Annotated in this window: 20 protein-coding genes and 1 pseudogene; 8 read left to right on the top strand and 13 right to left on the bottom strand. The window is 66.2% G+C overall.

The genetic code is table 11. The annotated features are described in order from the left end of the window. Window positions 1-85 precede the first annotated feature (85 nt). The 3 genes from rraA to ABIB26_RS02180 all read left to right on the top strand — a co-directional run bounded on the left by rraA (window position 86) and on the right by ABIB26_RS02180 (window position 4,156). On the top strand, window positions 86-562 hold the full coding sequence (gene rraA / locus ABIB26_RS02190) for a ribonuclease E activity regulator RraA (protein ID WP_354239138.1): 477 nt from the start codon (window positions 86-88) through the stop codon (window positions 560-562). A gap of 140 nt (window positions 563-702) precedes the next feature. Then, the gene (locus ABIB26_RS02185) at window positions 703-2,364 is read left to right on the top strand and encodes an MDR family MFS transporter (RefSeq protein WP_354239136.1); all 1,662 of its coding nucleotides are present in this window, start codon (window positions 703-705) and stop codon (window positions 2,362-2,364) included. Window positions 2,365-2,716: 352 nt separating this feature from the next. Then, entirely contained in the window at window positions 2,717-4,156 is a 1,440-nt protein-coding gene (locus ABIB26_RS02180; protein ID WP_354239134.1) for a sugar porter family MFS transporter, read from the top strand. Here the strand turns inward: ABIB26_RS02180 and ABIB26_RS02175 are convergent. Together ABIB26_RS02175 and ABIB26_RS02170 are read right to left on the bottom strand one after the other, a co-directional pair. After that, the gene (locus ABIB26_RS02175; RefSeq protein ID WP_354239133.1) at window positions 4,077-5,030 is read right to left on the bottom strand and encodes an NAD(P)-dependent alcohol dehydrogenase; all 954 of its coding nucleotides are present in this window, start codon (window positions 5,028-5,030) and stop codon (window positions 4,077-4,079) included. The two genes, ABIB26_RS02180 and ABIB26_RS02175, sit on opposite strands and share 80 nt — an antisense overlap. Then, on the bottom strand, window positions 5,027-5,758 hold the full coding sequence (locus ABIB26_RS02170) for a DUF4386 domain-containing protein (RefSeq protein WP_354239131.1): 732 nt from the start codon (window positions 5,756-5,758) through the stop codon (window positions 5,027-5,029). Before ABIB26_RS02170 ends, ABIB26_RS02175 begins: the two co-directional genes overlap by 4 nt. A 146-nt stretch (window positions 5,759-5,904) precedes the next feature. Here ABIB26_RS02170 and ABIB26_RS02165 point away from each other — a divergent pair, with 146 nt between their 5' ends. After that, on the top strand, window positions 5,905-6,606 hold the full coding sequence (locus ABIB26_RS02165; RefSeq protein ID WP_354239286.1) for a TetR/AcrR family transcriptional regulator: 702 nt from the start codon (window positions 5,905-5,907) through the stop codon (window positions 6,604-6,606). Window positions 6,607-6,623: 17 nt separating this feature from the next. Here the strand turns inward: ABIB26_RS02165 and ABIB26_RS02160 are convergent, their stop codons facing one another. From ABIB26_RS02160 to ABIB26_RS02145, 4 genes are all read right to left on the bottom strand, one after another. After that, entirely contained in the window at window positions 6,624-7,157 is a 534-nt protein-coding gene (locus ABIB26_RS02160) for a GNAT family N-acetyltransferase (protein WP_354239129.1), read from the bottom strand. Window positions 7,158-7,327: 170 nt separating this feature from the next. Continuing rightward, the gene (locus ABIB26_RS02155; RefSeq protein WP_354239127.1) at window positions 7,328-8,476 is read right to left on the bottom strand and encodes a mannitol-1-phosphate 5-dehydrogenase; all 1,149 of its coding nucleotides are present in this window, start codon (window positions 8,474-8,476) and stop codon (window positions 7,328-7,330) included. Then, window positions 8,476-10,527: a PTS mannitol transporter subunit IICBA gene (locus tag ABIB26_RS02150; protein ID WP_354239125.1), complete on the bottom strand. Its 2,052-nt coding sequence runs from the start codon at window positions 10,525-10,527 to the stop codon at window positions 8,476-8,478. Before ABIB26_RS02150 ends, ABIB26_RS02155 begins: the two co-directional genes overlap by 1 nt. Before the next feature lie 58 nt (window positions 10,528-10,585). Then, window positions 10,586-11,314 (bottom strand): TetR/AcrR family transcriptional regulator, encoded by a 729-nt coding sequence (locus ABIB26_RS02145; protein ID WP_354239123.1) that lies wholly within the window; start codon window positions 11,312-11,314, stop codon window positions 10,586-10,588. Window positions 11,315-11,487: 173 nt separating this feature from the next. Here ABIB26_RS02145 and ptsP point away from each other — a divergent pair, with 173 nt between their 5' ends. The 3 genes from ptsP to ABIB26_RS02130 all read left to right on the top strand — a co-directional run bounded on the left by ptsP (window position 11,488) and on the right by ABIB26_RS02130 (window position 14,021). Beyond that, window positions 11,488-13,173, top strand: coding sequence for a phosphoenolpyruvate--protein phosphotransferase (gene ptsP, locus ABIB26_RS02140; RefSeq protein WP_354239121.1), 1,686 nt, complete (start codon window positions 11,488-11,490; stop codon window positions 13,171-13,173). A 57-nt stretch (window positions 13,174-13,230) separates the two neighbouring features. After that, a complete protein-coding gene (locus ABIB26_RS02135) occupies window positions 13,231-13,653 on the top strand; it encodes a helix-turn-helix domain-containing protein (protein ID WP_354239119.1) in 423 nt (140 codons plus the stop codon). Between the two features lie 74 nt (window positions 13,654-13,727). Next, the gene (locus tag ABIB26_RS02130) at window positions 13,728-14,021 is read left to right on the top strand and encodes a hypothetical protein (RefSeq protein ID WP_354239117.1); all 294 of its coding nucleotides are present in this window, start codon (window positions 13,728-13,730) and stop codon (window positions 14,019-14,021) included. A 65-nt stretch (window positions 14,022-14,086) separates the two neighbouring features. Here the strand turns inward: ABIB26_RS02130 and ABIB26_RS02125 are convergent, their stop codons facing one another. From ABIB26_RS02125 to ABIB26_RS02115, 3 genes and pseudogenes are all read right to left on the bottom strand, one after another. Continuing rightward, window positions 14,087-16,144, bottom strand: a complete 2,058-nt coding sequence (locus ABIB26_RS02125; RefSeq protein ID WP_354239116.1) for a putative bifunctional diguanylate cyclase/phosphodiesterase — start codon at window positions 16,142-16,144, stop codon at window positions 14,087-14,089. Between the two features lie 71 nt (window positions 16,145-16,215). Continuing rightward, window positions 16,216-17,049, bottom strand: a pseudogene (locus ABIB26_RS02120) (PAS domain-containing protein); the annotation flags it as partial. 112 nt (window positions 17,050-17,161) lie between these two features. Continuing rightward, a complete protein-coding gene (locus ABIB26_RS02115) occupies window positions 17,162-18,382 on the bottom strand; it encodes a PucR family transcriptional regulator (protein ID WP_354239115.1) in 1,221 nt (406 codons plus the stop codon). 246 nt (window positions 18,383-18,628) lie between these two features. Here ABIB26_RS02115 and ald point away from each other — a divergent pair, with 246 nt between their 5' ends. Next, window positions 18,629-19,747, top strand: coding sequence for an alanine dehydrogenase (ald, locus tag ABIB26_RS02110; RefSeq protein ID WP_354239114.1), 1,119 nt, complete (start codon window positions 18,629-18,631; stop codon window positions 19,745-19,747). Between the two features lie 83 nt (window positions 19,748-19,830). Here ald and ABIB26_RS02105 read toward each other — a convergent pair whose 3' ends face one another. The 4 genes from ABIB26_RS02105 to ABIB26_RS02090 all read right to left on the bottom strand — a co-directional run bounded on the left by ABIB26_RS02105 (window position 19,831) and on the right by ABIB26_RS02090 (window position 26,075). Continuing rightward, window positions 19,831-20,886, bottom strand: coding sequence for a Gfo/Idh/MocA family protein (locus ABIB26_RS02105; protein ID WP_354239113.1), 1,056 nt, complete (start codon window positions 20,884-20,886; stop codon window positions 19,831-19,833). Window positions 20,887-21,046: 160 nt separating this feature from the next. Further along, on the bottom strand, window positions 21,047-22,750 hold the full coding sequence (locus ABIB26_RS02100) for an ABC transporter family substrate-binding protein (RefSeq protein ID WP_354239112.1): 1,704 nt from the start codon (window positions 22,748-22,750) through the stop codon (window positions 21,047-21,049). A gap of 68 nt (window positions 22,751-22,818) precedes the next feature. Further along, window positions 22,819-25,107 (bottom strand): dipeptide ABC transporter ATP-binding protein, encoded by a 2,289-nt coding sequence (locus ABIB26_RS02095; RefSeq protein WP_354239111.1) that lies wholly within the window; start codon window positions 25,105-25,107, stop codon window positions 22,819-22,821. Then, window positions 25,104-26,075: an ABC transporter permease gene (locus ABIB26_RS02090; protein WP_354239110.1), complete on the bottom strand. Its 972-nt coding sequence runs from the start codon at window positions 26,073-26,075 to the stop codon at window positions 25,104-25,106. Before ABIB26_RS02090 ends, ABIB26_RS02095 begins: the two co-directional genes overlap by 4 nt.

Here is a 26,075-nt window from a genome sequence, read left to right as displayed (position 1 = left end):
GACGACTCAGGCAGAAGATCAGTGTGGAACCAGACTATCGTGGGGACCAAGATCCGCCGTCTTTTTCCCAGTCCAAGGAGCACCAATGGCCGCATCCACCGTCAACACTGCCGACCTTTACGACGAACGGGGTGAGGAGCTCGACTCCGTGGCCCTCCAGTTCCAGTCCCTCGGTGGCCGCTCGCACTTCAACGGCCCGGCCCGGACCATCCGCTGCTTCGAGGACAACGCCCTGGTCAAGTCGACCCTGGCCGCCCCGGGCGGCGGCGCCGTCCTGGTGGTCGACGGCAGCGGCTCGCTGCGCACGGCTCTGATGGGGGACATGATCGCGGCGAGCGCCGTCAGCAACGGCTGGGCCGGCGTCGTGGTCAACGGCGCCATCCGCGACCGGACCGCCATCGCGGAACTCCCGCTGGGGGTGAAGGCGCTGGGCAGCAACCCGCGCAAGAGCGCCAAGGCCGGCGCCGGGGAGCTCGATGTGGAGCTGGAGATTGACGGCGTGAGGATCCGGCCCGGTGCCATGATCTGGTGCGACCCGGACGGCATGCTTATCGAACGCTGAGAGGGAACGCTGAGGTCGAACGCTGAGAGGGGGCTGAGAGACAGGCCTTATCTGGTGGCGGGGGGAACAAAGCAGCACCTAGGATAGTTACTGAAAGCAACTTTCATGCTTGAACCCAAAAACTTCCCCCTGGAGCAGCCATGTCCAAAACCAGCCCTGCACGCGCGGCCGGAGAGGTCCTGACCCACCGTCAGACCATCACCGTCATGGTGGGCCTCATGCTCGGCATGTTCCTGTCCTCGCTGGACCAGACCATCGTGTCCACCTCGATCTACACCATCGCCAACGACCTCGACGGTCTCTCGCTGCAGGCCTGGGCGACGACGGCATACCTCATCACGTCGACGGTGAGCACCCCGCTGTACGGCAAGCTCAGCGACATCTTCGGCCGGCGCCCGCTGTACCTCGCCGCGATCCTGATCTTCCTGGCCGGTTCGCTGTACGCCGGGTCGGTCCACTCGATGACCGAACTCGCCATCGCCCGCGGCATCCAGGGCATGGGCGCCGGCGGGCTGCTGGCTCTCGCCCTGACCATCATCGGCGACATCGTGACCCTGAAGGACCGGGCCAAATACCAGGGCTACTTCATGTCCGTGTTCGGCATCTCCTCGGTGCTGGGCCCGGTGGTGGGCGGTGCCTTCGCCGGTTCCGCCAACATCCTGGGCTTCGACGGCTGGCGCTGGGTGTTCTTCATCAACCTGCCCATCGGCCTCGCCGCCCTCGCCGTCGTGTTCCTCTACCTGCACCTGCCGACCCAGCACGTGAAGCAGAAGATCGACTACTGGGGCGCCGCGGCCATCACCCTGGCGATCGTGCCGCTGCTGCTCGTGGCCGAACAGGGCCGCAGCTGGGGCTGGACCTCCGTGAGCTCCCTGCTCTGCATCGGCCTGGGCGTCGTGGGAATCGTGGCGTTCCTGCTGGCGGAGAAGCGTGCCGGCGACTACGCCCTGATCCCGCTCCGGCTGTTCCAGAACCGCACCTTCGGCCTGTCCTCGCTGCTGAACTTCATCATCGGCATCGGGATGTTCGGGGCCATCGCGATGCTGCCGATGTACCTGCAGCTGGTCAAGGGCCTCACCCCCACCGAGGCCGGCCTGATGATGATCACGTTCACGGTGGGCATCCTCACCGGTTCCATCACCGCGGGCCGGACCATCTCGGCGTCGGGCACGTACCGGGTCTTCCCGATCCTGGGCACGGCCATCCTGACCGGAGCCGCCGCCGTCATGGGCCTCTCGCTCGGCGTGGACACCCCGCTCTGGGTCCCGGGTGCCATCGCGGTGTTCTTCGGCCTCGGCCTGGGCTTCTGCATGCAGCCGCTCACCCTGGCCATGCAGGTCTCGGTGCCGGCGAAGGACATGGGAGTGGGGACCTCCTCGGCGGCGTTCTTCCGCTCCATGGGCGGCGCCGTGGGCACGGCCGTGTTCATCTCCATGCTGTTCAGCCTGGCCGCGGACAAGGTCGCCAGCGGCATGAAGGACGCCATGCAGAACGCGGACTTCCTCAAGGTCCTGAAGGACCCCGCAGTGGCCGCCGACCCGGCCAACGCCCCGCTCTACGCGTTCTTCAAGAACGGCGCGAGCAACGATTCGCTCAATGACACGAGCTGGCTGCACCAGGCGAACCCGACCCTGACCCGGCCCATCACCGAAGGCTTCGCCCAGTCGATCGACGCCGTCATGCTCACCGCAGCCGTGCTCACCGGCATCGCCTTCCTGATCAGCTTCGCCCTGCCGAACAAGAAGCTCACGGACCCGAAGGCCGCAGCGAAGGCCGGCGCCGAGTCCGTGGCCGCGCACTAGGTTCGAGCGCTAGGACCTCCCGGCACCGCCCCGCGTCACGACAGGCAGTCTTTTGGACTGCCTGCCGTTGCCGTACCCCCGGAAATCCGGGCCGCCACGGTTCAGCGCGGGTGAAAGTCTGCGTGATGTGACGGCTCACCAGAAACGTTAGAAGCGTACGACGGCGGGTGGCCCCCGCAGCGGCGACGCTCACCGGACGCAGGGCTCGCCGTCGCCGCCCTTGTCCGGAAATGAAGTGGAACCGCCGGCGGTGACGTGCCACACTGTTTAGCGCGTGTGCGCCGGCCAACAGGGCCGACTTCCGACGACGACGTCCGCACAGCACAAACCCAACCCACCCCCAGGGAGCCCCATGTCCATCGCCAAGGAGCAAACCACCGCCAAGATCCCCCAGCGGGTGGTGTGGCTTGCGCTTGCCGGTGCCGTAGGCGGCTTCCTCTTCGGATTCGACTCCTCGGTGGTGAACGGTGCCGTTGATGCCATCAAGGACGAATTTGCGTTGAGTGAAGCGGTGACCGGATTCGCCGTGGCCATTGCACTGCTCGGCTGCGCGGCGGGGGCCTACCTGGCCGGCAAGGTCGCCGACCGCTACGGCCGGATCCCCGCGATGAAGATCGGCGCGCTGCTGTTCCTCATCAGCGCCATCGGCACCGGCTTCGCCTTCGGCGTCTGGGACCTGATTTTCTGGCGCCTGGTCGGCGGGCTGGGCATCGGCCTGGCCTCCGTGATCGCCCCGGCTTACATCTCTGAGATCTCGCCCCGCCACGTCCGCGGACGTCTGGCCTCCCTGCAGCAGCTGGCCATCACCTCCGGTATCTTCGCCGCTCTCCTCTCCGACGCCCTGTTCGCGAACTCGGCCGGCGGCGCGGACCAGAACCTCTGGTTCGGCATGGAGGCGTGGCGCTGGATGTTCATGGCCGCGGCCGTCCCCGCCGTCGTCTACGGCTGGATCGCCTACACGCTGCCCGAATCACCGCGTTTCCTGGTCTTCCAGGGCAAGGACGAGGAGGCCCTGAAGGTCTTCAAGTCGATCGCTCCGAACCAGGACACGGACCGCCACCTGCGCGATATCAAAAATGCCATCGACGAGGACAAGCTCGCGGGCCAGAAGGGCTCCCTGCGCGGTAAGGCCCTCGGCCTGCAGCCGGTGGTCTGGATCGGCATCATCCTGTCCGTGCTGCAGCAGTTCGTCGGCATCAACGTGATCTTCTACTACTCCACCACGCTGTGGAAGGCCGTGGGCTTCCAGGAAAAGGATTCGCTCACCATCTCCGTGGCCACCGCCGTCACCAATATTTTGGTGACGCTTGTGGCGATCGCCCTGGTGGACCGGATCGGCCGCCGTCCCATCATGCTGGCCGGCTCCATCGGCATGGCCCTCTCGCTGGGCACCATGGCGCTGGCCTTCAGCTCCGCCACCGGATCCGGGGACGCGATCTCCCTGCCCGGCGCCTGGGGCCCGGCCGCGCTGGTCGCCGCCAACGTCTTCGTCATCAGCTTCGGAGCCTCCTGGGGCCCGCTCGTCTGGGTTCTCCTCGGCGAGATCTTCCCGTCCCGCATCCGCGCCCGCGCCCTGGGCCTCGCCGCAGCGGCACAGTGGATCGCCAACTTCGCCATCACCCTGAGCTTCCCGACGATGGCCGCCGCCTCCCTTCCGCTGACCTACGCCATGTACGCACTGTTCGCGGCGGCGTCGTTCTTCTTCGTGATGTTCAAGGTGCCGGAGACCAACGGCATGTCCCTGGAGCAGGCCGATACCCTGTTCGTGCCGAAGGGCTCCGCCAGGTCCTGACCTTTCCACGACCTCCCGAGCCCCCCCTGAGGCGACAGTTAACGAAGTCTTCAGCGGTGTACTTGATGTTGCCCGCGGTGACCAGTTTTCCGCTTCGCCGGCTCCGGCCGGACGCGAGAAGGATCGCCTTGAGGTCGGCGATGATGAGCAGCAGAGCCCCGCCCGGGTTGATGGACGTTTCGACCCGCTCGCAAGTGGCGTTGCCGACACAGTCCATGATCACGTCGTAGGCCTGTGTCCCGGCGGTGAAGTCCTCCGTGGCGTAGTCGATCACCCGTTCTGCGCCCAGCGACGTGACCAGGTCCCGGTTGGCGTCGCTGCATACAGCGGTGACGCGCGCGCCCAGGTGTTTGGCGAGCTGTACCCCAGCCGTACCCACGGCACCGGAGGCCCCGTTGACGAGGACGGTGCCGCCGGGCCTGATAGCCGCTCTGGTCAGGAATCCGTGTGCCGTGAGTCCGCCGAAAACCAGTGTCACGGCCTGCTCGAAGCCCATGCTGCGGGGTTTGGACGTGATGGCCCCGTCCTGCGGAACCGACACGTACTCGGCATGGCCGCCGAACCTGGCGCCGAGCATCGCGACCACCTCATCGCCTGGCGTGAATGCGCTCACGTCCGGGCCTACGGCCTCTACTACGCCGGCAACATCCATCCCGAGGACGCGGGTCCGGGGCCTGAAGATGCCGAGGGCCAGTGCGGCCAACGCCTGAAGTCCTCGGGGAACGCTGCGGCTGCGGGCGCGGCGGTCTGCGGTGCTGAGCGTGCTGGCATGGACTTTGATGAGCACTTCACCGGGGCGCGGTGCGGGTTTGGCGGTCTCCTCGATGCGGACGACCTCCGGAGGGCCGGACTGCCGGTAGGTGGCGGCCCTCACCGTGAAACTCCTGCGACGACGGCGGTACCGGCCCGCCGGGCAATGCTCCCGGCTAGAGCCGAGGGGGAGAAACCTTTCAGAATGAGCCAGATTGCGAGGAAGACCTCCCAGGCGAACACCGGAAGCGCCACCAGGAACCCAAAGGTGGAGAGCTGTTCGTATGCTCCGAACATCACGGCGATTGCCGAGACGGAGACCAGCGCGCCACCGACGAGGCCCAGCACGGCGAGGGTGCGGGGCACGAGGCGGGACGTAAACATCAGGGTGGCCAGCAGCAATGTGGCGGTTCCCAGCGCGAAGTTCGGCCCGAACAGGAAGGTCCACTCATGGATGGCCAGGAGTGACCTGCCGACGGTGACGAACGTGGCTGCGTCGGCGTCGGGCGTACCGGCCAGATCCTGTTTCAGAGTCACGACGGTGAGGAGGCTGATGATGCCGACAACGATGACGGCGGCCTCAAGGAGGCGGGCGCTCAGGTAGCCCAGGGCGAAGGACTCATTGTGCCGCCTGACGACCGGGTACACCGCAACCGCCGTCCCGACGTTGGAGATGGCCAGGATCACTTCGAACAGTGCACCCAGCAGCACGTTGGTGTCGGTGCCCGTGCTGACGATGTAGTCAGTCCCTGTCAGCAGAGGACCGTAGAGGATCATGCCGGCGATTGCGCCGATCTCGGTGAGGAGGAAGAACACACCGGCGACGACGGCGGCTCGCCTTGTTGCTTTCATGGGAAACTCCTTAGTTCGCGCCTGAGGTGTACGGCGTACGCCTAGTGAACATGACACTAAGGTGTACGGCGTACACCTGTCAATGACGTAGATTGGAATCGACAGGAGGAGGGAAATTGGCCCAGCAGATTGCAGTGGAACGGCGCATGCGCCTGAGCCGGGACCGGGTGCTGCGGGCAGCCGTCTCGCTCGCCGACGAGGTGGGCATCGGCCAGCTCAGCATGCGCAGGCTCGCCCAAGAACTCGACGTGGTACCGATGGCGCTCTACAAGCACGTAGCCAACAAGGAAGAACTTCTCGATGGCATGGTTGAAGTCATCGTCGGCGAGATCGATCCGGCAGCCGGCGGCACCGACTGGAAGAGCGCAGTCCGGCTTCGAGTGCTCTCCGCGAGGCGCGTGCTCCAGCACCACAAATGGGCCCGTCAGGTCCTCGAGACCCGCACCAAGCAGACCCCCGCCGTACTTGAGTACATGGACTCGTTCATTGGCATGTTCCTGGCCGGCGGCGTCTCGGTCGATCTCACACACCACGTCATGCATGCCATCGGGAGCCGGATGTGGGGGTTTACGCAGGAACTGTTCGATTCGCCAGCCATTCCGGACGGTGAAGCTCAGGCTGAGGTGCCCCCGGGGGTCCAGGCCGTCAGGTTCCAGCAGATGTCCGTGCTGTATCCGAACATTCTGCAGATTGCCACGGCCGCCAGGCACGACGACGACTCGGTGGTCGGACATGGCTGCGATGACCAGTTTGAGTTCGAGTTCACTCTCGATCTCCTTCTGGACGGATTCGAGCGACTCCACAGCCAGGCCTGGACGTCGAAGCACGCGGGGCCGGAGCGGGGATAGCCTGTGTCGGACCAGGCTCAGAGGACCAGCTTCATCCCCTCATGGCTTGCCGTGAAGCCCAGCCGCTCGTAGAACCGGTGGGCGCCCGTGCGGGATTTGTCCGTGGTGAGCTGCATCAGGGAACAGCCGCGGCGCCGGGATTCGTCGATGGCCCACTGCACCATCGCGGCGCCCACGCCGTGGCTCCGCAGCTCCCCCGCAACCCGGACGGCCTCCAGCTGGGCGCGCCACGAGCCCTGCCGGGACAGACCCGGCAGGAAGCTGAGCTGGAACGTGGCGGCCACGCGGCTGACGGTCCCGTCCCCGGGCGTCCACTCCCCCACCATCAGCAGGTGGGCCGGATCGGCGTCGATCGCCTCGAACGCGGCCACGTACGGGGTGAGATCGGACGGGTCCTCGCGGCCCGACCCCAAGGGGTCATCCGCCAGCAGCCGGAGAATGGCCGGCAGGTCCTCCCGTTCCGCGGTGCGGAGGCGGAACGTTCCGCCGTCGGCGTCCACGAGCGGGCCGAATGCTAGCAGGGCGGGCCAGTCACTTGAATTTGAAGTCACCTGACCAGCCTGCCATGGCCTGGCGAACGACGGCGGCGCCCCCAAACTCTTCGGCCGCCCCTGACGCTCCCGCACCTTCCCACGAAAACGACGAACCCTCCCGCACTTGATGTGAGGGAGGGTTTCGCTGTTTGCCGCAGGACCTGAGGGAGCGTCTGCCTGGGGACGACCTAGACGCTTGCCTTGGCCTCTTCGACCAGGGCAGACACGGCCGGGAAGAGCGGGTGGTTCGGCTCCAGTCCGGTGATCTTTTCCGTTGCCTCCTCCGGCGAGGAGACGGCGAGGATCTTCGCCAGCTCCACCGCCTCGGCGTCGGCCGGATCGTTGAAGCGCAGCGCCGCGGCGATCGCACCGAGCAGGGCCTCCGGGACGATCCCGCGTTCGGCCAGCTCCGCCGCCGGGCCGATGAAGCGTTCGTGCCGGCCGAGCTTGCGCAACGGCGCCCGGCCCACCCGGTTCACGGTGTCCGGCAGGTGCGGGCTGGAGAAGCGGCCCAGGATCTTCTGGACGTAGGCCTCCTGCTCGTCACGGTTGAAGCCGTGCTTGGCCACGAGCAGCTCTTTGGTCTCGTCCAGGACCGCGCGCACATCCGCGGCGACATCCTGATCGGCCATGGCCTCGGATATCCTCTCGAGGCCGGCCTCGAAGCCGAAGTAGGCTGCCGCGGCATGCCCGGTGTTCACGGTGAACAGCTTCCGTTCGATGTACGGCTCCAGGTTGTCCACAAAGGTCGCACCCGGAATCACCGGCTCCTTGCCCGCGAACGGGGTCCGGTCGATGACCCATTCGTAGAACGTCTCCACGGTGACGTCCAGCCCCTGCCCTGCCTCCTGGTTGGGCACGATCCGGTCCACCGCCGTGTTCGCGAACACGGCGGCGGCCTCCAGGGAACCACATGCCGGATCCCACTGGGCCGCCACTTCGTCCTTGAGGATGTCCGTGGCGTTGATGGCGTTTTCACACGCCATCACCTGCAGCGGGGCCAGTCCTGCCGGCCGGGCGGCGATCCCCTTGGCGATCACGGGGGCCACGAACTTGAGGATGTGCGCCCCCACCGCGGTGGTGACGACATCCGCCGTCGCGATCTCCGCGATGACGTCCGCCTCCTGGCTGCTGGAGTTCAGCGCGCGGAAGTTCCCCACGGTGCGGACGGTGGGGTGCTCACCCACCTCGTGTACCTGGTAGCTGTCCGCGGCCGCCAGCTGGGCGATCAGGGCGTCCGCAACATCCGCGAACACCACCTCATACGCCGCCTCGTGCAGCAGCAGGCCCACGAATCCGCGCCCGATGTTTCCGGCTCCGAAATGAACAGCCTTCACTAGGAATTGACCTTTCCGAACAGGTCCAGGACTTCCTCGACCGTGGTGGCTGCCTCAAGCTGTGCCACCTGCGCCTTGTTGGTGAAAACCTTCGCGATCGAGGACAGGATGTGCAGGTGTTCGTTGTTGATGCCTGCGACGCCGACCACAAACTTCACTTCCTTGCCGTTCCAGTCGATGCCGTCCGGGTAGCGGACCACGGAGACCGCGGACTTCATGATGTGGTCCTTGGCGGCATTGGTGCCGTGCGGGATGGCGAGGTAGCTGCCCATGTAGGTGGACACGGATTCCTCGCGTTCGTGCATGGCATCCAGGTAGCCGGTGTCGACGGCGCCGCGGTCCAGCAGGAGCCGGCCGGCCTCGTCGATGGCGGCGTCGCGGCTGGTTGCCGTGCCGTTGAGGACCACGCTTTCGGCCACCAGGATCCCGGCGGGGCCGGACTCGGCTTCCGGCCGGTCTTCCGCGCCGGCGTCCGATGCGGTGTCTGCGGCGGCTGCGGCAACGTGCGCGCCGTGGCCTGTTGCCGGCGATTCCGTGTTGCTGCTCTTGACCAGCTCCACGATCTCGTCGTACCGCGGGCTGTTCATGAAGTTGTCCACGGACACGTGCACGGCGCCGGCGGTCACGGGCTGGGCCCGTTCGGTCAGGTCCTGGTGCGTGATGACGATGTCGTAGGTGTCACTGAGGTTGGCGATCGCGGAATTGGTGACCTTGACATCCGGGAAGCCGGCCGCCCTGATCTTGTTCCGCAGCACCGAGGCGCCCATCGCGCTGGAGCCCATTCCGGCGTCGCACGCAAAAACGATGTTCTTGACCGGGCCGGCCAGCACCGCAACGTTTCCGGCAGCGGCACCGGCGGCGGTACCCGCACCCGCGCCCGTGAGGGCTGAGGAGATGGAGCTCTTCTTGCCCTTCATTTCTTCCATCCGGGACGTGGCGGCGCCGAGGCTGTCCTCCTCGGTTTCACCCACCGGTGTCTTGCTGGACTTCAGGATCACCGAGGCGATCAGGAAGGAGACCGTTGCGGCGAGCAGCACGGCGAGGATCACGCCGAAGTAGCTGTCCCGTGCGGTCTGGGCGAGCACGGCGATGATGGATCCCGGGGCGGCCGGCGCCACCAGGCCGGAGTTGGTGACGGCGAGCGTCGCGATCCCCGTCATGCCTCCTCCGATCGCGGCGAGGATAAGGATCGGCTTCATCAGCACGTAGGGGAAGTAGATCTCGTGGATGCCACCGAGAAACTGGATAATGGCCGCTCCCGGCGCCGATGCCTTGGCCAGGCCCTTGCCGAAGAACATGTAGGCAAGCAGAATACCCAGGCCCGGGCCGGGATTGGCCTCGAGCAGGAACAGGATGGACTTGCCCTGTTCAAGCGACTGCTGGATGCCCAGCGGGGTCAGCACCCCGTGGTTGATGGCGTTGTTCAGGAACAGCACCTTGGCGGGTTCAATGAAGATGCTGGTCAGCGGCAGCAGGCCGTTGTGGACCAGGAACTGGACCACGTTGCCCGCAGCTGTGCTGAAGGCCTGGACCAGCGGAGAGATGCCGTAGAAGCCGAGCATGGCCAGCAGGGCGCCCCAGATGCCGGCGGAGAAGTTGTTCACCAGCATCTCGAAGCCGGGCCGGATCTTCCCGTCCCAGATCGAATCGATCTTTTTCATGGTCCAGCCGCCGAGGGGACCCATGATCATGGCGCCGATGAACATCGGGATGCCGGCACCGACGATCACGCCCATAGTGCCGATGGCGCCAACCACGCCGCCGCGGTGGCCGTGGACCATCTTGCCTCCGGTGTAGCCAATGAGGAGCGGCAGCAGGTACGTGATCATGGGGCCGACGAGGCCCACATTCGGCACGCCCGCGGCGTTGGTGCCGAAGCCGCCAAGTTGGGGAACGGGTATCCAGCCCTTCTCGATGAAGAGTGCCGTGATGAGGCCCCAGGCGATGAACGCTCCGATGTTGGGCATGATCATTCCGGACAGGAACGTCCCGAACTTCTGGACACCCACCCGCATGCTGGTACGGGGTTTCGCAACTGTCTCTGTTGCCATGTGATTTCCTAACCGTGATTCCTGCTGCCTCGCAGGATGATCCGATGATTTCGACGAGCTAGCTGGTGGAGCTGGTGGAGATTCGGTGGAGCCATTCGAGGAACAGCTTGAGTTCCGAGCTGGAGAGCTGGTCCGAGTGCGACGACTGGAGAGCTGCGTTCAATGCGATGGCCGCCACCACCACTGAGGATTTCCCGGAATCTTCAGCGCCGTTGTCCCGGGCCTGCTCCGTGGAAACCGCAAAGATCATGGCGTCGCGGGTCATGGCGGAGAGTTCAAGGTTCCGCTCTGGCGCCTTTTCCGCGATCAGCATGAGCGTCACGCCCACGTTGGCGGCCAGGATGCTCCTGGCCGCCTCCCGGGGCGGGACGTTGAGTTGGCCGGCGACGGCGGCCTTGTTCAGCAGCTCCTCCATGAGCGCCTCGGCATCGGCGACGATGACCGGGCGGCTCCCAGGGCGGATATTGCCGAACATGACCAGGTACAGTTCCGGCTGCTTGAGGCCGAACTGCACGTGCTTGTCCCACATCCGCCGGATATCCTCCAGCGGCTGTCCGGACGGGGCGAAGTCGCGTTCGTCCGCCACGTATTCTTCAAAACCGGCCGCGACGACGGCATCGAACAGCCCTTCCTTGTCACCGAAGTGGTGGTAAAGGGTGGGGGCCGTCACCCCCGCGAGCTTGGTGATCTGGCGGGTGGAGACCGCCGCCCCGGCGGAGTTGGCCAGCAGCTCGGCGGCTGCACGAAGCAGCCGTGTTTTGGGGGGAAGCTGGCCATCGAAACTCATAACCGCTACCCTAGCACCTATAGCAACGCTATATGAAGTGCATCACATACAATTTTTTCAGGTGCCGCGATCCCGGGGTTGACGTAGCCGTCAGCCGCTTGCGCGGAGGATTCGCCGGATCAGCGGCGGCACCTGAACCGGCCCCCGGCCACGGCAGAGAATGAGGACCTTCAGTGCAGAACTTCCCAGGCGTAGGCGTCAGCCCCGGCCGCATCATCGGCACCATCCGGCAGATGCCCAAACCGATCAGCGAACCCCCGGCCGGCGAGCAACTGCCGGCCGGTGTCACGGTGGAAGAGGCCACGGCGGCGCTGAAGGCCGCGGCCAGGGCGGTCCACGACGAGCTCAAGGCCCGGTCCGTGACCGTCAGCGGCGACGGGAAAGCGGTCCTGGAGGCCACCGCACTGATGGCCACGGACACCATGCTGTTGAAGAGTGCCGCCAAGCTGATCGGCCGCGGCACCTCCGGCCAGCGGGCCATCTGGGAGGCCGGCGCCTCGGTCTCGGAAATGCTGCACAACCTGGGCGGCTACATGGCCGAGCGCGCCACCGACGTCCTGGACGTCCGCGCCCGGATCGTGGCGGAACTGCGCGGCGTGCCCGCCCCGGGCATCCCCACCTCAGCTTCCCCGTTCATCCTCATCGCCGAGGACCTGGCCCCCGCGGACACCGCCACCCTGGACCCGGAAAAGGTCCTGGCGCTGCTCACGGCCGGCGGCGGTCCGCAGTCCCACACCGCCATCATTGCCCGCTCGCTCGGCCTGCCCGCCGTCGTGGCGGCGGCCGGCGTCGACCAGCTCCCGGACGGCACGGAGGTCTACGTCGACGGCGCCGCCGGCCTCATCACCGTCGATCCGGACGAATCCCAGCGCGCCGCCGCCGAACACTGGGCCGCCACCGCCTCGCTGCTGGCGGACTTTGACGGTACGGGCGCGACGGCGGACGGTCACCTCGTGCCGCTCCTCGCCAATGTTGGCGGGGCCAAGGACGCCGTGGCCGCCGCCAAGCTGAATGCCCAGGGCGTGGGCCTGTTCCGGACCGAGTTCTGCTTCCTGGAACGCGACACCGAGCCCACCGTGGACGAGCAGGCCGCCGCCTACAAGGGCGTCTTCGATGCCTTCCCCGGCAAGAAGGTGGTGCTCCGGACACTCGACGCCGGAGCGGACAAGCCCCTGCCCTTCCTGACCGACGCCACCGAGCCCAACCCTGCCCTGGGTGTCCGCGGCTACCGGACCGACTTCACCACGCCGGGCGTGCTGGAGCGCCAGCTGCAGGCCATCGCCCGCGCCGAGCAGGAATCCGGGGCGGACGTCTGGGTGATGGCGCCGATGATTTCGACGGCGGAGGAGGCCGCCCGTTTCGCCGCCCTGTGCGCCGAGGCCGGGATCAAGACCCCGGGCGTCATGGTGGAGGTCCCCTCCGCTGCCCTCACGGCCGAGGCCATCCTCCGGGAAGTTGGCTTCGCCAGCCTGGGCACCAACGACCTCACCCAGTACGCCATGGCCGCGGACCGCCAGCTCGGTCCGCTCGCGGCCCTGAACACCCCCTGGCAGCCCGCCGTGCTCCGGCTCGTGAGCCTGACAGTCGAAGGTTCCACCGCGGAGGGCCACCACAAGCCGGTGGGAGTCTGCGGCGAGGCCGCGGCGGACCCGGCCCTCGCCGTCGTCCTCACCGGGCTCGGCGTCTCCACGCTGTCCATGACGGCGCGTTCGCTCGCGGCCGTGGCCGCCGTGCTCAAGACCGTCACCCTCGCCGAAGCGCAGGAGCTTGCCACGCTGGCGCTCTCGGCGCCGAGCGCCACCGAGGCGCGGGCCTGGGTCCGGGCGAAGCTGCCGGTACTGGAGGAGCTGGGCCTGTAGCACCGCAGTCAGCCGGAGGCGGTGTGAGCCTCCGCCCGGGGCGCTAGGATGCACTCCATGGCACTGATGGCTCCCCGGGTGACGGCCGGCCTTCCTGCCGAGGACGCGCAGAAACTCAAGTACGCCCTGAACGGCAGCCACGACATCACGGTGTTCGTGGACGGCACCGTGCACCGGCTGCCGCCGGAGGCGCGGGACGCCGTCGTCGATCTGCTGGGCCGGTTCAGCCGGGGCGAGGCGGTCACGGTCAGCAGCGTCGAGGAAATGCTCACCACCTCGAAGGCGGCGGAGCTGGCCGGCATCTCGCACACGTACCTGCGGAACATGACGGACCGGGGCGAGATCCCGGTGGAATACCGCGGCACGCACCGCCGGATCAGGCTGGCGGACATCATGGCCTGGCTTGAAACACAGAAGAAGAACAGTACTGCCGACGGAGCCGCCGGTCCCGAGCATGACGGTCCCCCGGATGCTTCGTGAAGCCGTGATAAGGATCAAGCAACGATCACGGCCCTGCGCGGAAACGCGGAGAAGGCCGGGGTTACGCTTGAATCGTGGGTAAGTTCAGAGGGTGGCACATCGTGGCCGGCATAGCCGCCATGGTGCTCAGCGGCATCCTCGGAACCGCGATGGGGCTGAACAACACGGCCACCTTCATGTCCAGCTGTGTCGCGTTCGTGGCAGTCGCCATGTGGATTGACAGCAGGATCACGCGCCACCGGCGGAAGACAGCGCGAGAGGTAGCGCGGGGGACAGCGCGGGGGGCGGCGCGGCCGGACTCCGGTGCCGCGGACACGGAGCTGCCGTTCGACGCCGACCGCCCCAAGCAGGACGGTCATGGCGGCTAGTTAGCCTGTGGTTGGTTCCTTTGGGTCTGACTTATTGTCAGACTGGCGGCCAAGATCAAACGAACCTACATGCCAGTTCGAGGGTGACCGGCCAGCCAATCCGGTACCTCGTCCGCCGGCAGGGGTTTTGCCCACAAGTAACCTTGCGCCGGTGTGGCATCAAGCCGGAACAGCTGCCTCATCTGCTCCGTTGTTTCAACGCCTTCGGCCACGACATCCAAATCCAGGGCACGTGCGAGGCCGGTGATCGCTTCCACGATTGAATCCGCGTGCACATCGCCGCCGCCCAATCCGTCAATGAAGGATTGATCGATCTTGAGGGCGGTCACCGGAAACCGCCGCAGGTACCCCAGTGATGAGTACCCAGTGCCGAAGTCATCGATGGACAGGCCCACGCCCAGGTCTCGAAGCCGAGTAAGGGTCGCCAGTGAATGGTCGGCATCCCGCATCAACACGGATTCAGTAATCTCGAGTTCAACCGCGCTCGGGGCGATACCGGCGGCGACGATGGCCTCACGCACCGTTGCCAGCAATCCAGGGTCCTGCAGCTGCCGCGCCGAAAGATTGACCGAAATACGCCAATCCTGCGCCCCCGGTATGTTGCTCCGCCAGTGTTGTGCCTGCTGGATTGCTTCGGCGAGAACCCAGGCGCCAATCGGCACGATGAGCCCGGTTTCTTCAGCCACCGGGATGAAGTCGTTGGGTAATATCAGGCCGTACTCCGGATGTTGCCAGCGCACCAGTGCCTCAAAACCGACAGGACGCATGCTCTGCACATCCAGAATGGGTTGGTAGAACACCCGCAGCTCGTTCCGCTCAATAGCGCGCGGCAGCAGCGACTCCACATTGAGCCGCATCTGGGCTCGCTGGTGCATCGCCTCATCGAAGACCACCGGTGCGCTGAGCAGGCCCTCTTTGGACCGGTACATCGCAGCATCCGCATTATGCAGCAGCGACTCCGCGGCGTCCCCCACCCTGGACAGTGAAATTCCGACGCTGACATTAGCGAACACCTCCCGCCCCAAGAGGGTGAATGGCGCTTGCATGCTTCGCTGGATGCGCTTGCCCAACTGCTGCGCACCCTCCTCGGAGATGTCGCAGCACACGATGACGAACTCGTCGCCCGCGAACCGGGCAAGTACATCGCCGGGTCGAACGGTGCCGCGCAGACGGTCCGCCAACTGCACCAGGAGGCTGTCCCCCGCCGCGTGTCCCATCGCGTCGTTGATGAGTTTGAAGCGGTCGACGTCGAGGAACAGCACGGCCACCTGGCCACCGTAGCGCTCAACTTCGCCCAGTGCCTCATCAATACGCTCAGTCAGGCGTGCGCGGTTGGCCAGCCCGGTAAGTGGATCTTGATAGGCCAGTCTTTCCAGCGCTTCTTCGGCTACTTTGCGGTCAGTGATGTCAACGCCGGTTTCAACCAGCTTGAGCACCTTGTTGTCCGCATCATGCTCGGCAGTTGCCCGAAGGTGCACCCATCGGAGTTCACCGTCGGGCCGGATGATCCGGTGGATGACCTCCACTGGGGGACCACCGCTTTCGAGTTGACGCCAGTGTTGCTCTACGCGTTGGCGGTCCTGGGGATGAATCAGTGAAAGCCATAGCTCTTCGGTCGGGACGGTATCCAGCGGCAGACCGTTGATGCGGAAGTACTCATCTGACCACCAGCGGTGACCCGTGACCATGTTGATCTCGGCCGACCCCACATGGGCCATTTCCTGGGCTGCAATCAGCCGATCACGGTCCAGTTCTGCCGCCGCACGCAGCCTCCTGACTTCGGTAATGTCCCTGGCAATCGCACAGGATCCGATCATTGTGCCGCCTGCGTCGTAGACCGGAGAGAAGGTCAGCGCGACGTCAAAGATGGTGCCGTCCTTGCGCACCGCAGGCACCTCCTGTGCAATAACGGGCTCCCCTGTCCTCAACCGGTCCCGCAGCGCGACGTCGGCACCAGCGGCGTCCGGCGGCGTGAGCATTGACACGCTGCGGCCGGTTGCTTCCGCGGCGGTGTATCCGTACATGAGCTCCGCACCGATGTTCCAGCTGGTGATGATGCCATCCAGCGTGGCCCCGTTAATCGCATCGTTCGAGGATTCGACCAACGCAGACAGCCGGTGCACCTCCGCTTCAGTGCGGCGGAGTTCGGAGATGTCCGTCGAGACATCGATGATGGCGATGATTCACCGTCGTCGTTTCGAAGCGGGGTAATCGTCGAGTACACGGAAATCCGGCGCCCGTCCCGATGCTGGGTATCGCGCTCCCCGGACCAGTTTTTGCCCGCGCTGACACATGCAGTGATCGCGCCCGCATAGGCGGCGTCCTCAATGACACACAGGTCAAGGAAGTGCGCCCCGACGGCCTCCGCTGAACTCCACCCGAGCATCCGCGCGGCGGCGTCATTCCAGTATGTGACAGTCCCGAAGCGGTTGACCGCCACGACTGATTGCCCAACAGCGTCCAGCAAGGAGGCCTGAAAGGCGAGCTGCTCCTGGTTGCGCACACTTTCAGTGATGTCGAAATGCGTTACCAGAACCCCCTCGGCGCTACTGCGGCGCACCCTGGTGCGAGTCCTCCTCGCCTCCGCACCGGTTCCGCTGGAATATCTGACGACGGTATTAAGCTCGGCCCCACTCAGCACCCGGCGCAAGGAATCGGATACCGATGCGCCCCCTTCCTCATGCGGCGCCGCGTCGGTACACAAGTCAAGGTACGAATCGCCGACCTTGGGATGCTCGGCTAAGTTGAAGGGGTGCTCCTCCGTGTCCCAGGTCCGGTTGGTCGAGCGGATCAATCCGTCCGACCCGATGACCGCCACCGCGAGCTGCAAGGCATCGAGGGCTTCACGTTCATCAGATTGGCCTTCCACCCCGTCCACAGTTCGCACCAGGAGGCCAAGAGCATCACCGCGTGCGGTGCCCGGATCAGAGACAGCTGTTGCGCTTTCTCCGTTGCTGAGTATTGCGGCGTCACCGGCCCACGCGTCATCGAAGACCGGGTCCGAGCTACAAGGTGGTTGACGATGCATAATGCCGGAATCCTACCCTTTCGCAAGTCACTTTAGTAACACACGTCACATAGGTTTCACCTCACCGGCCTCACGGGCCATCGTGCCCGGCCGAAAGCCGGAACCACCCAGGCTAGATTCTGGGCCGCCCTGCCCAGCGCCGCGCCTTGAGCGCCGCATGGAGTTCCAGGCGCACCATCCCCTTGAGCGGATCCACGCCCAGGAGCTGGCGGATCCGGCCCAGCCGGTTGTAGATGCTGCTCCGATGCAGGTGCAGCTTGTTGGCCACTTCCTGGACCGAGCCGTCATTGTCGTAAAAGAGCTCAAGCACGGGCAGCAGTTCGCCGTTCCGGTCGTGGTCCTCGAGGATGCGGAAATAGACCGAGCCGGAATCCGCCCAGGCCCCGGCGCCCCCGCCGGCCGAGGCCAGCAGCTGGTAGGGGCCGGTGGCGCGGGAGTCGACCAGTTCGCCCAGCTGGGGGTCCACCGCCGCGGCCTGCGCTGCCTGCCGGGACTGCCGGTAGGCCTCGGCCAGTTCCCGCGGTTTCGCGAAGCCCTCGGAAGTGCCCAGGATGATCCGGCGGACGGGACGGCCGGAACGTTTGGCCAGTTCCAGCTGGTAGTGGACCAGGACCTGGGCGTGGTCGGCCCGGCCGGTGGATTCCCTGAACAGGACAACGGCGTGCGTTTCAGTGCCGGCACTGAACAGGGCCGCATCGACACCGATCGTGGCCTGCAGCGCGGCGGAGCGGTGGATCAGGGTGGCGGCGATCGGGTCCGAAGCCTCGGCCCAGCCGTCGGCGTCGAGCACGGTCACCAGCTGCCACGGCCCGCGCCCCTGCACCTCCTTCCAGCCCGCCACGGCAGCCACGGCGTTGGACTCGCCCCGGCAGGCGGCCAGGAACTCCTGCTCGCGGTGTCGGCGGAACTCCGATTCGGCGGTGTTGGAATCCAGCAACAGGGCGGACAGCTGCTCCACTTCGCGGGCCACCTCCGGCAACTGGGCGAGGACCGACGTCGCATTGGGCTCTTCGGCGTCCAGCTGGACCCATAGGTATCCCACCCGGAATCCACGCACCAGCAGGGGCACACAGACCCGGCCCAGCATGCCCAGCTCCTCGTTCGCCGGCACGACGACGGGCCGCACCGCCGTCGCGATCCCGTGCGAAAGCTGCCAGGCGCTGACGTCCACCGGCACCCGCTTGCTGAGCAGGAAGTTCACCCGGACCCGGTCTGCGTGCGATTGGTTGGAGCTGTAGGCGAGCAGGAGCCCGTCGAGGTCTTCGAGCGAGAGGCCGCGGCCCAGCCTGAGCGCCACCTGTTCCACGAGCTGTTCCACGTCCGGCTGCTGCATGCTGCCAGACTACTGCGCGGTTCTCCCTTGGAGCGAACGCCACAGCGAGCGGACAGCAGGCGACACCTGACGCCCGCAGCTTCGACACATGTCGACCTCGGCCTTTCGAGATCCGCGGAAATCCGCGGGCAACTCCCGACGGCTCGTATCCGCGCATGTAGCCTGCCTCACAGCGGGATTTATTCTGGAAGTACGACTTCCCCGCACATCCCGGCCTGCAAGGCCACCAGCATTGGAGCCAAAAAAATGATCATCGGTGTCCCCAAAGAGATCAAGAACAACGAATTCCGCGTCGCCATCACCGCTGCCGGCGTCCACGAGTTCCGCACCCACGGCCACGCGGTCCTGGTGGAGCGCGGCGCAGGCCTGGGCTCGGGCATCACGGACGAGGAATACGCCATCGCCGGCGCCGAAATCGTCGCCGAAGCCGACGACGTCTGGGCCCGCGCGGACATGGTCATGAAGGTCAAGGAGCCGGTCAAGGCCGAATACCACCGCTTCCGCAAGGGCCTGATCCTCTTCACCTACCTGCACCTGGCCGCCGAGCCGGAACTGACGCAGGAACTCATCAACACCGGCGTCACCGCCATCGCCTACGAGACCGTCCAGGAGGGCCGCACGCTGCCGCTGCTGGCCCCGATGTCCGAGGTGGCCGGCCGCCTGTCCGTCCAGGTCGGCGCGACCTCGCTGATGGCTCCGGCCGGCGGCAAGGGCGTGCTGCTCGGCGGCGTCCCCGGCGTCCGCCCGGCCAAGGTGGTCGTCCTGGGCGCCGGCGTGGCCGGCACCAACGCCGCCGCGATGGCGCTGGGACTCGGCGCCGACGTCACCATCCTGGACATCAACATCAACCGCCTGCGCGAACTCGATGCCCAGTACCAGGGCCGCCTGAAGACGGTCGCCTCCAACGCCTACGAGATCGAGAAGTCCGTGGTCGACGCCGACCTCGTGATCGGCTCCGTGCTGATCCCGGGCGCCAAGGCCCCCAAGCTCGTCACCAACGAACTCGTCTCCCGGATGAAGCCCGGCTCCGTGCTGGTGGACATCGCGGTGGACCAGGGCGGCTGCTTCGAGGACACCCACCCCACCACACACCAGGAACCCACGTACAAGGTCCACAACACGATCTTCTACTGCGTCGCCAACATGCCCGGCGCCGTGCCGAACACGTCCACCTACGCCCTGACCAACGTCACCCTGCGCTACGCCGTGTCGCTGGCCAACCTGGGCGTCAAGGCCGCATTCGAGCGCGACCCCGCCCTGGCCGCCGGCCTGAACATCGCCGGCGGCAAGGTGGCCCACCGCTCGGTCTCCGAGGCGCACGACCTGCCCCTCGTGACCGACTGGCACATGCTGGTCTCCGCGTAACCCCTGCCGGAGTCAGCATCGGCTGCTCCGTAACCGCCCTTCTGAAGGCTCAGAACGGCGGTTGCGGAGCAGTCGATTGCTTTTTAAGCCAGCGCCCGGGCCTGTTCGATCAGCCGCAGGACTTCGACCGGGCCGGCGGGATCCACGGGGACGGGCAGCGCGGAGGCGGCGCCGCCGTCGTTGATCTTTTCCGCCAGGAGCCGGTAGAACTCCGGGTAGGCGCCACGCGCGGTGGGCAGCCGGTCCAGGTGGCCGTCCCGGCCCAGCATTCCGGCCCAGTCACGGTCCTCGACGCCGTAGTCCGGATCCAGCGGGCTGCCGCCGGCCACGATGAAAGGCTCCTGCGGGTCCACGCCGTGCTTGGTGTAGCCGCCCTCGCTGCCGAGCAGCCGGTAGCGCGGCCCCTGCTGGGCGCAGAGCATGTTCATCCACAGGTGGCTGGTGACGCCGGAATCATGCCGCAGAACCAGGAACACGTCGTCGTCGGCCCTCTCCCCCGGCCGCCGGGCGGCCAGGTCCGCGTGGACCACCGTGGCGGGGCCGAAAAGCTCGAGGGCCTGGTCCAGCAGGTGGGTGCCGAGATCGAACAGGACCCCGCCGCCGTCGTCCGCCGTGGCGGCCGCCTTCCAGGCCTTGGCGACCGCGGGCGACCAGCGTTCAAAGCGCGATTCAAACCGGGTCACGGCGCCGAGCACGCCGCTGTCCACCAGGCCGCGGACGGTCAGGTAGTCACCGTCCCAGCGCCGGTTCTGGAAAACCGTGAGGACCCGGCCCAGCCTCGCTGCGAGCTGGATGAGTTCCTCGCCCTCGGCGCTGCGCACCGTGAAGGGTTTATCCACGACGACGTCGAGTCCGGCTTCCAGCGCGGCCTTCGCGAGCGGGTAGTGCGTGGCCGGCGGTGTCCCCAGCACCAGGAGGTCCAGGTCCCCGGCAAGCTCGAGGATCGCCGCCGGGGTGTCCACGATCCTGGCCCCGGGGTAGCTGGCCGATGCCGCGGACTTCCGGCCGGCGTCGGAGGTGGAGATGACGTCGAGGGAGAAGGCGGGGACGGCCGCGATCAGCGGCGCGTGGAAGACGCTGCCGGAGAGGCCGAAGCCGGCGACGGCCACACGGATGGTCCGGGAAGGATCTGTTGTCATGGCTCACACGCTACCCCCGGACGCTCCCTCACGTACCGCGGCAATTGACCGGACGCTCCCTCACTCGCTGCGGAAGCGTCCCTCAAAAACCTGCGAAAGGTGAGGGAGCGTCACTGAAAAAGCTGCGAAAGGTGAGGGAGCGTCGGATCAAACGGGAGCGTTACTTCTTTTCCCAGCCGAGGGTGGTCCAGTCCGGAACCTGGGACAGGCTCTTGAACAGGGACGGGCCGTAGTTGGCCAGGCCGGTGCGGACGAAGGAGATCTGCGGACCGTTCGTCACGGGGCCCAGGGAGAAGTACTTCGCCATGTGCTTCCTTTCAACTTCCATCGCTGCCTTGTTGCGCTCGGCGTTGTCGGCAATGGAGGAGAGCTTCTTGATATCGGCGTCCAGCTCGGCGTCGCCCAGCTTGTTCTGGTTCGTGGTGGAATCGTAGAACTGCTTGACGGTCTCCGTCGCGTCAGCGCCCACCGTGTAGCCGGATGTGCTCAGGAAGAAGTCGCGGCTACCCATGATCTTGCCGAAGTCGGCGTTGGCGCGCTGGTCGATTCCGACGTCCATGCCGCCGGCCTGGAGCTGCTTCTGCAGGGTCTGGGTGAACGCCAGAATGGTCGGGTCGTCGCCGAAGTTGCTGATCTTGAAAGCGGCGGGAACGCCGTCCTTCTCCATAATGCCTGCTGCGTTGGGCTTGTAGCCGGCGTCGGTCAGGACTCTCTTGGCGGCGTCGGGCCCGGTGTCCTTCACGGGGTAGTTGTCCTGGTAGTACTTGGAGAACGGCAGCAGCATCATCGATCCGGGGCTTGTTTCGTCCCAGTTCAGGCCGTTGAAGCGGATCTTGCGCAGCGCTTCGCGGTCCATGGCCGTAAAGATCGCCTTGCGGATCGCGACGTCGGTCAGCGGAGCCTTCTGGGCGTTGATGTTCACGCCGCCGGCGAAGAGGCGCTGGCCGCGGCGGACCTCGGAGTTCTTGGTGCCCTCGAGCTGCTTGTACGGGGTGATGGAGTTGGCGGAGACACCGTCGATTTCGCCATTCTTAAAAGCGGCGATCTGGGCGCTGGTCTCGAGCTGGCGGAAGATGACCTTGTCCAGGACCGGCTTGGTCCCCCACCACTTCTCGTTCTGGGCCAGGGTGACCGTCTTGGCGGCGCTGTCGTACTGATCCAGCTTGAACGGGCCGGCCATCCACTCCGGGTGCAACTCGCCGACGAAGCCGGTGTTGAAGATCTCCGGGGTGTTCACCTTCGGGTGCACGAAGCCGGTGAAGAGCGAGTCCAGCGGGTAGACCGGCTGGGTGGTGGTGACGATGACTTCCTTGTCGTTCGCCCCTGCCTTGACGGAGTCCACGAACTCGTAGGCGCCGGAGCTGACGATGTCGATGTCCTTGTTTTCGCCCTTGAGCATGTTCCAGGTGTTCTGGAAGGTCTTGACGTCGATCGGCGTGCCGTCGTTGTAGGTGGCCTTGTCATTCACCTTGATGGTGATGGTCTGCTTGCCGTCCTTGACCTCGCTCTTGAAGTCTTCGCAGAAGTCCTTGTCCACGGACGCGGTGCCGTCGAAGTCGTAGTTCCAGCAGCCGGCTTGGTCCATCGGGCCGTGCAACGCGGTGTTGTCCGCGCTGTTGCCGTTGTTGGAGAACCCGTTGAAGTCCGGCCCGATGTCGCCCAGCGGCAGGGTGACGGTGCCGCCCTGCTGCAGGTCCTTGGCATCCTTCGCGTTGATGCTGATGAGCTTGGCCAGATCGCTTCCGGCGTCCTGGCCCTTGCCGGACTCCGGGCCCGTGGCGCCGCCGCCCCCGCTGCCGCAAGCGGTCAGTGCGAGAGCTGCCACGACGGCGGTAACTCTGCCGATCTTGGTCAGTTTCTTCATGGTGTTCCCTTCAATTTTGGTGCGAGTCATTTTTGGTGCAAGTTGTGATGCGTACATGGTCCGGTGGCTCAGGTGGTTTCGTGGACAACAAGCATGTCCGCGTCCAGTTCGCCGTCCGGGTAGAAGCAGGCGAATTGCTGGTCTGGGGGGGCTGCCGGTGCCGCCCTGCGGCCGGTGGAGGCCGGTCGGCCGGTGACCAAAGACGCCGCTGCCGTTTCCAGCTGCGGCTCGATGGTCAGGCACTTCTCCTGCTTCGCGGGAGGCAGCGCGGCAAATACCGGGCAGCGGGAGGCGAAGTTGCAGCCCCTGGGCGCATCCAGCGGCGACGGCAGGTCACCCCGCAGGATGATGCGTTCGCGGGTGCGCTCCAGCTGCGGGTCCGGGACCGGGATCGCCGAGAGCAGTGCCCGCGTGTACGGGTGGCGCGGGTTGTCGAAGACCCTGTCCACATCCCCGATCTCCACGATCTTGCCCAGGTACATCACGGCCACGCGGTTGGAGATGTGGCGCACCACGGACAGGTCGTGGGCCACCATCAGGTAGCTCAGCCCGAGCTCGGCGCGGAGCTGGTCCAGGAGGTTGATCACGCCGGCCTGCACCGACACGTCCAGGGCGGACACCGGTTCGTCCAGCACCACCAGCCTGGGGTTCACGGCCAGGGCGCGGGCTATGCCGATGCGCTGGCGCTGGCCGCCGGAGAACTGGTTGGGGAAGCGGTTGACGTGGTCCGGCTGGAGTCCCACGAGCTCCATCAGCGCCATGATCCGCTTCCGGACGGCCTGCCTGGTCATCCCGGCGTTCTCCAGCGGCTCGGCCAGGGCTTCGTAGACGGTGAAGCGCGGGTCGAGGGCGCCGGTGGGGTCTTGGAACACCATCTGGAGTTCCTTGCGCATGGCGCTCCTGGTCCTGGCGTCGGAGGCGGCCTTGTTGCTGAGTCCGCCGATGATCACCTCGCCGTCCTGGTCCCGGTGGAATTCCATGATTTCCAGCAGCGCGGTGGTCTTGCCGCAGCCGGACTCGCCCACGATCGAGAAGCACTCGCCCTCGCGGATGTCGAAGCTGAGCCCGTCCACGGCCTTGACCGTGCCGATCCGCCGCTTGATGAGGGCGCCCTTCATCAGCGGGAAGTGCTTCTTGACGTCTCTGAGCTCCAGGACCGCCTTGCGCTCTTCGCGGGGGATGGCGTCGAAGCGCGAGACCGGAACGGCCGGGGCCCGGAAGATCTCATGGACGTCCGCTTCGGCGCCGAGGGAATCGGTCTTGATGCAGGCGGCCTTGTGCTCCATCGCGCCGATTTCGCCGCTTCCGCCGACCGGCCAGAGTTCCGGCTCGCCCTGCAGGCAGGCGTCGCTGGCGAGGGGGCACCGCGGCGCAAAGGAGCACCCGGTGGGAGTGTGGACCAGGTTTGGCGGGATGCCCTCGATCGGCACCAGCGAGGACTTCTCCGCCGTGTCCACGCGGGGCACCGCGCCCAGCAGGCCCATGGTGTACGGCATCCGCGGGTTGTAGTAGATGTCGTCCACGGTACCGGTCTCCACCGGCTTGCCCGCGTACATCACCATGATGTCGTCCGCCATGCCGGCGACCACGCCGAGGTCGTGCGTGATCATTACGACGGCGGCGCCGGTTTCCTCCTGCGCGGTGTGCAGCACCTCGAGGACCTGGGCCTGGATGGTGACGTCGAGCGCCGTCGTCGGTTCATCGGCGATGAGCACGCGCGGGTTGTTGGCGATCGCGATGGCGATCATGACGCGCTGGCGCATGCCGCCGGAGAACTCGTGCGGGAAGGCCCGCAGCCGGTCCTTCGGGCTGGGGATGCCCACCATGGCGAGCAGTTCGACGGCGCGGGCCTCCTTGGCCTGCTTGCTCATGGCGGGGTTGTGGACCGTGAGCGCCTCGATGATCTGGTTGCCGACCGTGTAGACCGGGGTCAGGGAGGACAGCGGGTCCTGGAAGACCATGGCAATGTCCTTGCCGCGGAACTGGCACATGGCCTTGTCGCTGAGTCCCAGCAGTTCCTTGCCCTGGAGCCGGACCGAGCCGGTGATCTCCGCCGTCGGGGGCAGCAGGCCCATGACGGCCATCGCGGTGACCGACTTGCCCGAGCCGGATTCGCCCACGATCCCGAGCGTCTTGCCGGGCAGCAGGTCAAAGTCAATGCCGCGGACGGCGTGCACCACACCGTTCTCCGTGTTGAAGCGGACGTTCAAGTCGCGGACGGAAAGCACCGCATCCGTAGGGGCATGCAGTCCGGCCACGTGCAGCCGTTCGGCGGGGTTCAGTTTGGTGTCGGCCGGGCGGGCGTGGGCCGGTTCGGTGTTGGCCGGTTCGGTGTTGGCGGTGATGTCGCGGCTCATGTGATTTTCTTCTTTACGCTCTTCTTGGCGCGGCCAACGGAGCTGGAGCTGGGATCGAAGGCGTCGCGCAGTCCGTCGTTCATCATGGCCAGGGAACCGGTCAGCAAGAACATGACGGCCAGCGGAACCCAGAACATCCACGGGAACGTAGACACCTGGGACGTGGCCTGGCCGATCAGTACGCCCAGACTGACGTCCGGGACCTTGATGCCGATGCCGATGAAGGAGAACGCGACTTCCGCCAGGATGGCGCCGGTCACGCCGCGGGTGATGTCCAGGACCAGCAGCGAACCGACGTTGGGGACGAGGTGCCGCCAGACGATGCGGCGCGGCGGGATGCCCATGTACTGGGCAGCCTTGACGAAGTCACGCTGCATGAGGGACATCGAGAGGGAGCGGATGAGGCGGGCGGTGCCCATCCAGCTGAAGACCAGCAGCACCACGATCAGCAGCAGCCAGCTGGGAAGCCTTTCCCGCAGGCCGATTCCGCCGCCGCTTGTGGCCACAGCCACGACGAGCAGGGCGGGCATCATGATCAGGGCTTCGAGGACGAACAGCATGACCTTGTCCACCCTGCCGCCGAAGTAGGCCATGGTGCAGCCATAGACGGCGGCGATCAGCACCGAGACGAGGCCGACGGTGAGACCGATCAGGATCGAGATCCGGGTGCCCTCCACGGTCAGGGCATAGAGGTCGATCCCGGCCTGGGAAGTGCCCAGCAGGTGCTCCCCCGACGGCGGCATGCCGATGTTGAAGGGGTCGATGGTCTCCTTGTCCCAGCCGGAGAAGAAGCCGCCGACAAAGGAGAAGAGCGTCAGTGCCACGAACATGACCAGGCCCGCGACGGCGGTCCTGTTGCGCAGGAAGCGCCGCAGGATGATCCGGGACTTCGCGATGACGACGTCGTCATTCTCGATTTTTGCTTCGTTGGCGATGGCAACCGGGTCGATGGCGTTCAGGTTGGTCAT

It is taken from the genome of Arthrobacter sp. UYEF20, assembly GCF_040546335.1.
GTDB lineage: Bacteria > Actinomycetota > Actinomycetes > Actinomycetales > Micrococcaceae > Arthrobacter.
This window is presented reverse-complemented; position numbering and strand designations above follow the sequence as displayed.

Excerpts from the sequence above, each read along its gene's own strand:
- rraA (WP_354239138.1), top strand. The coding sequence starts at position 86 with ATGGCCGCATCCACCGTCAACACTGCCGACCTTTACGACGAACGGGGT.
- ABIB26_RS02185 (WP_354239136.1), top strand. The coding sequence starts at position 703 with ATGTCCAAAACCAGCCCTGCACGCGCGGCCGGAGAGGTCCTGACCCAC.
- ABIB26_RS02180 (WP_354239134.1), top strand. The coding sequence starts at position 2,717 with ATGTCCATCGCCAAGGAGCAAACCACCGCCAAGATCCCCCAGCGGGTG.
- ABIB26_RS02170 (WP_354239131.1), bottom strand. The coding sequence starts at position 5,758 with ATGAAAGCAACAAGGCGAGCCGCCGTCGTCGCCGGTGTGTTCTTCCTC.
- ABIB26_RS02165 (WP_354239286.1), top strand. The coding sequence starts at position 5,905 with ATGCGCCTGAGCCGGGACCGGGTGCTGCGGGCAGCCGTCTCGCTCGCC.
- ABIB26_RS02150 (WP_354239125.1), bottom strand. The coding sequence starts at position 10,527 with ATGGCAACAGAGACAGTTGCGAAACCCCGTACCAGCATGCGGGTGGGT.
- ABIB26_RS02145 (WP_354239123.1), bottom strand. The coding sequence starts at position 11,314 with ATGAGTTTCGATGGCCAGCTTCCCCCCAAAACACGGCTGCTTCGTGCA.
- ABIB26_RS02135 (WP_354239119.1), top strand. The coding sequence starts at position 13,231 with ATGGCACTGATGGCTCCCCGGGTGACGGCCGGCCTTCCTGCCGAGGAC.
- ABIB26_RS02115 (WP_354239115.1), bottom strand. The coding sequence starts at position 18,382 with ATGCAGCAGCCGGACGTGGAACAGCTCGTGGAACAGGTGGCGCTCAGG.
- ald (WP_354239114.1), top strand. The coding sequence starts at position 18,629 with ATGATCATCGGTGTCCCCAAAGAGATCAAGAACAACGAATTCCGCGTC.
- ABIB26_RS02105 (WP_354239113.1), bottom strand. The coding sequence starts at position 20,886 with ATGACAACAGATCCTTCCCGGACCATCCGTGTGGCCGTCGCCGGCTTC.
- ABIB26_RS02100 (WP_354239112.1), bottom strand. The coding sequence starts at position 22,750 with ATGAAGAAACTGACCAAGATCGGCAGAGTTACCGCCGTCGTGGCAGCT.
- ABIB26_RS02095 (WP_354239111.1), bottom strand. The coding sequence starts at position 25,107 with ATGAGCCGCGACATCACCGCCAACACCGAACCGGCCAACACCGAACCG.
- ABIB26_RS02090 (WP_354239110.1), bottom strand. The coding sequence starts at position 26,075 with ATGACCAACCTGAACGCCATCGACCCGGTTGCCATCGCCAACGAAGCA.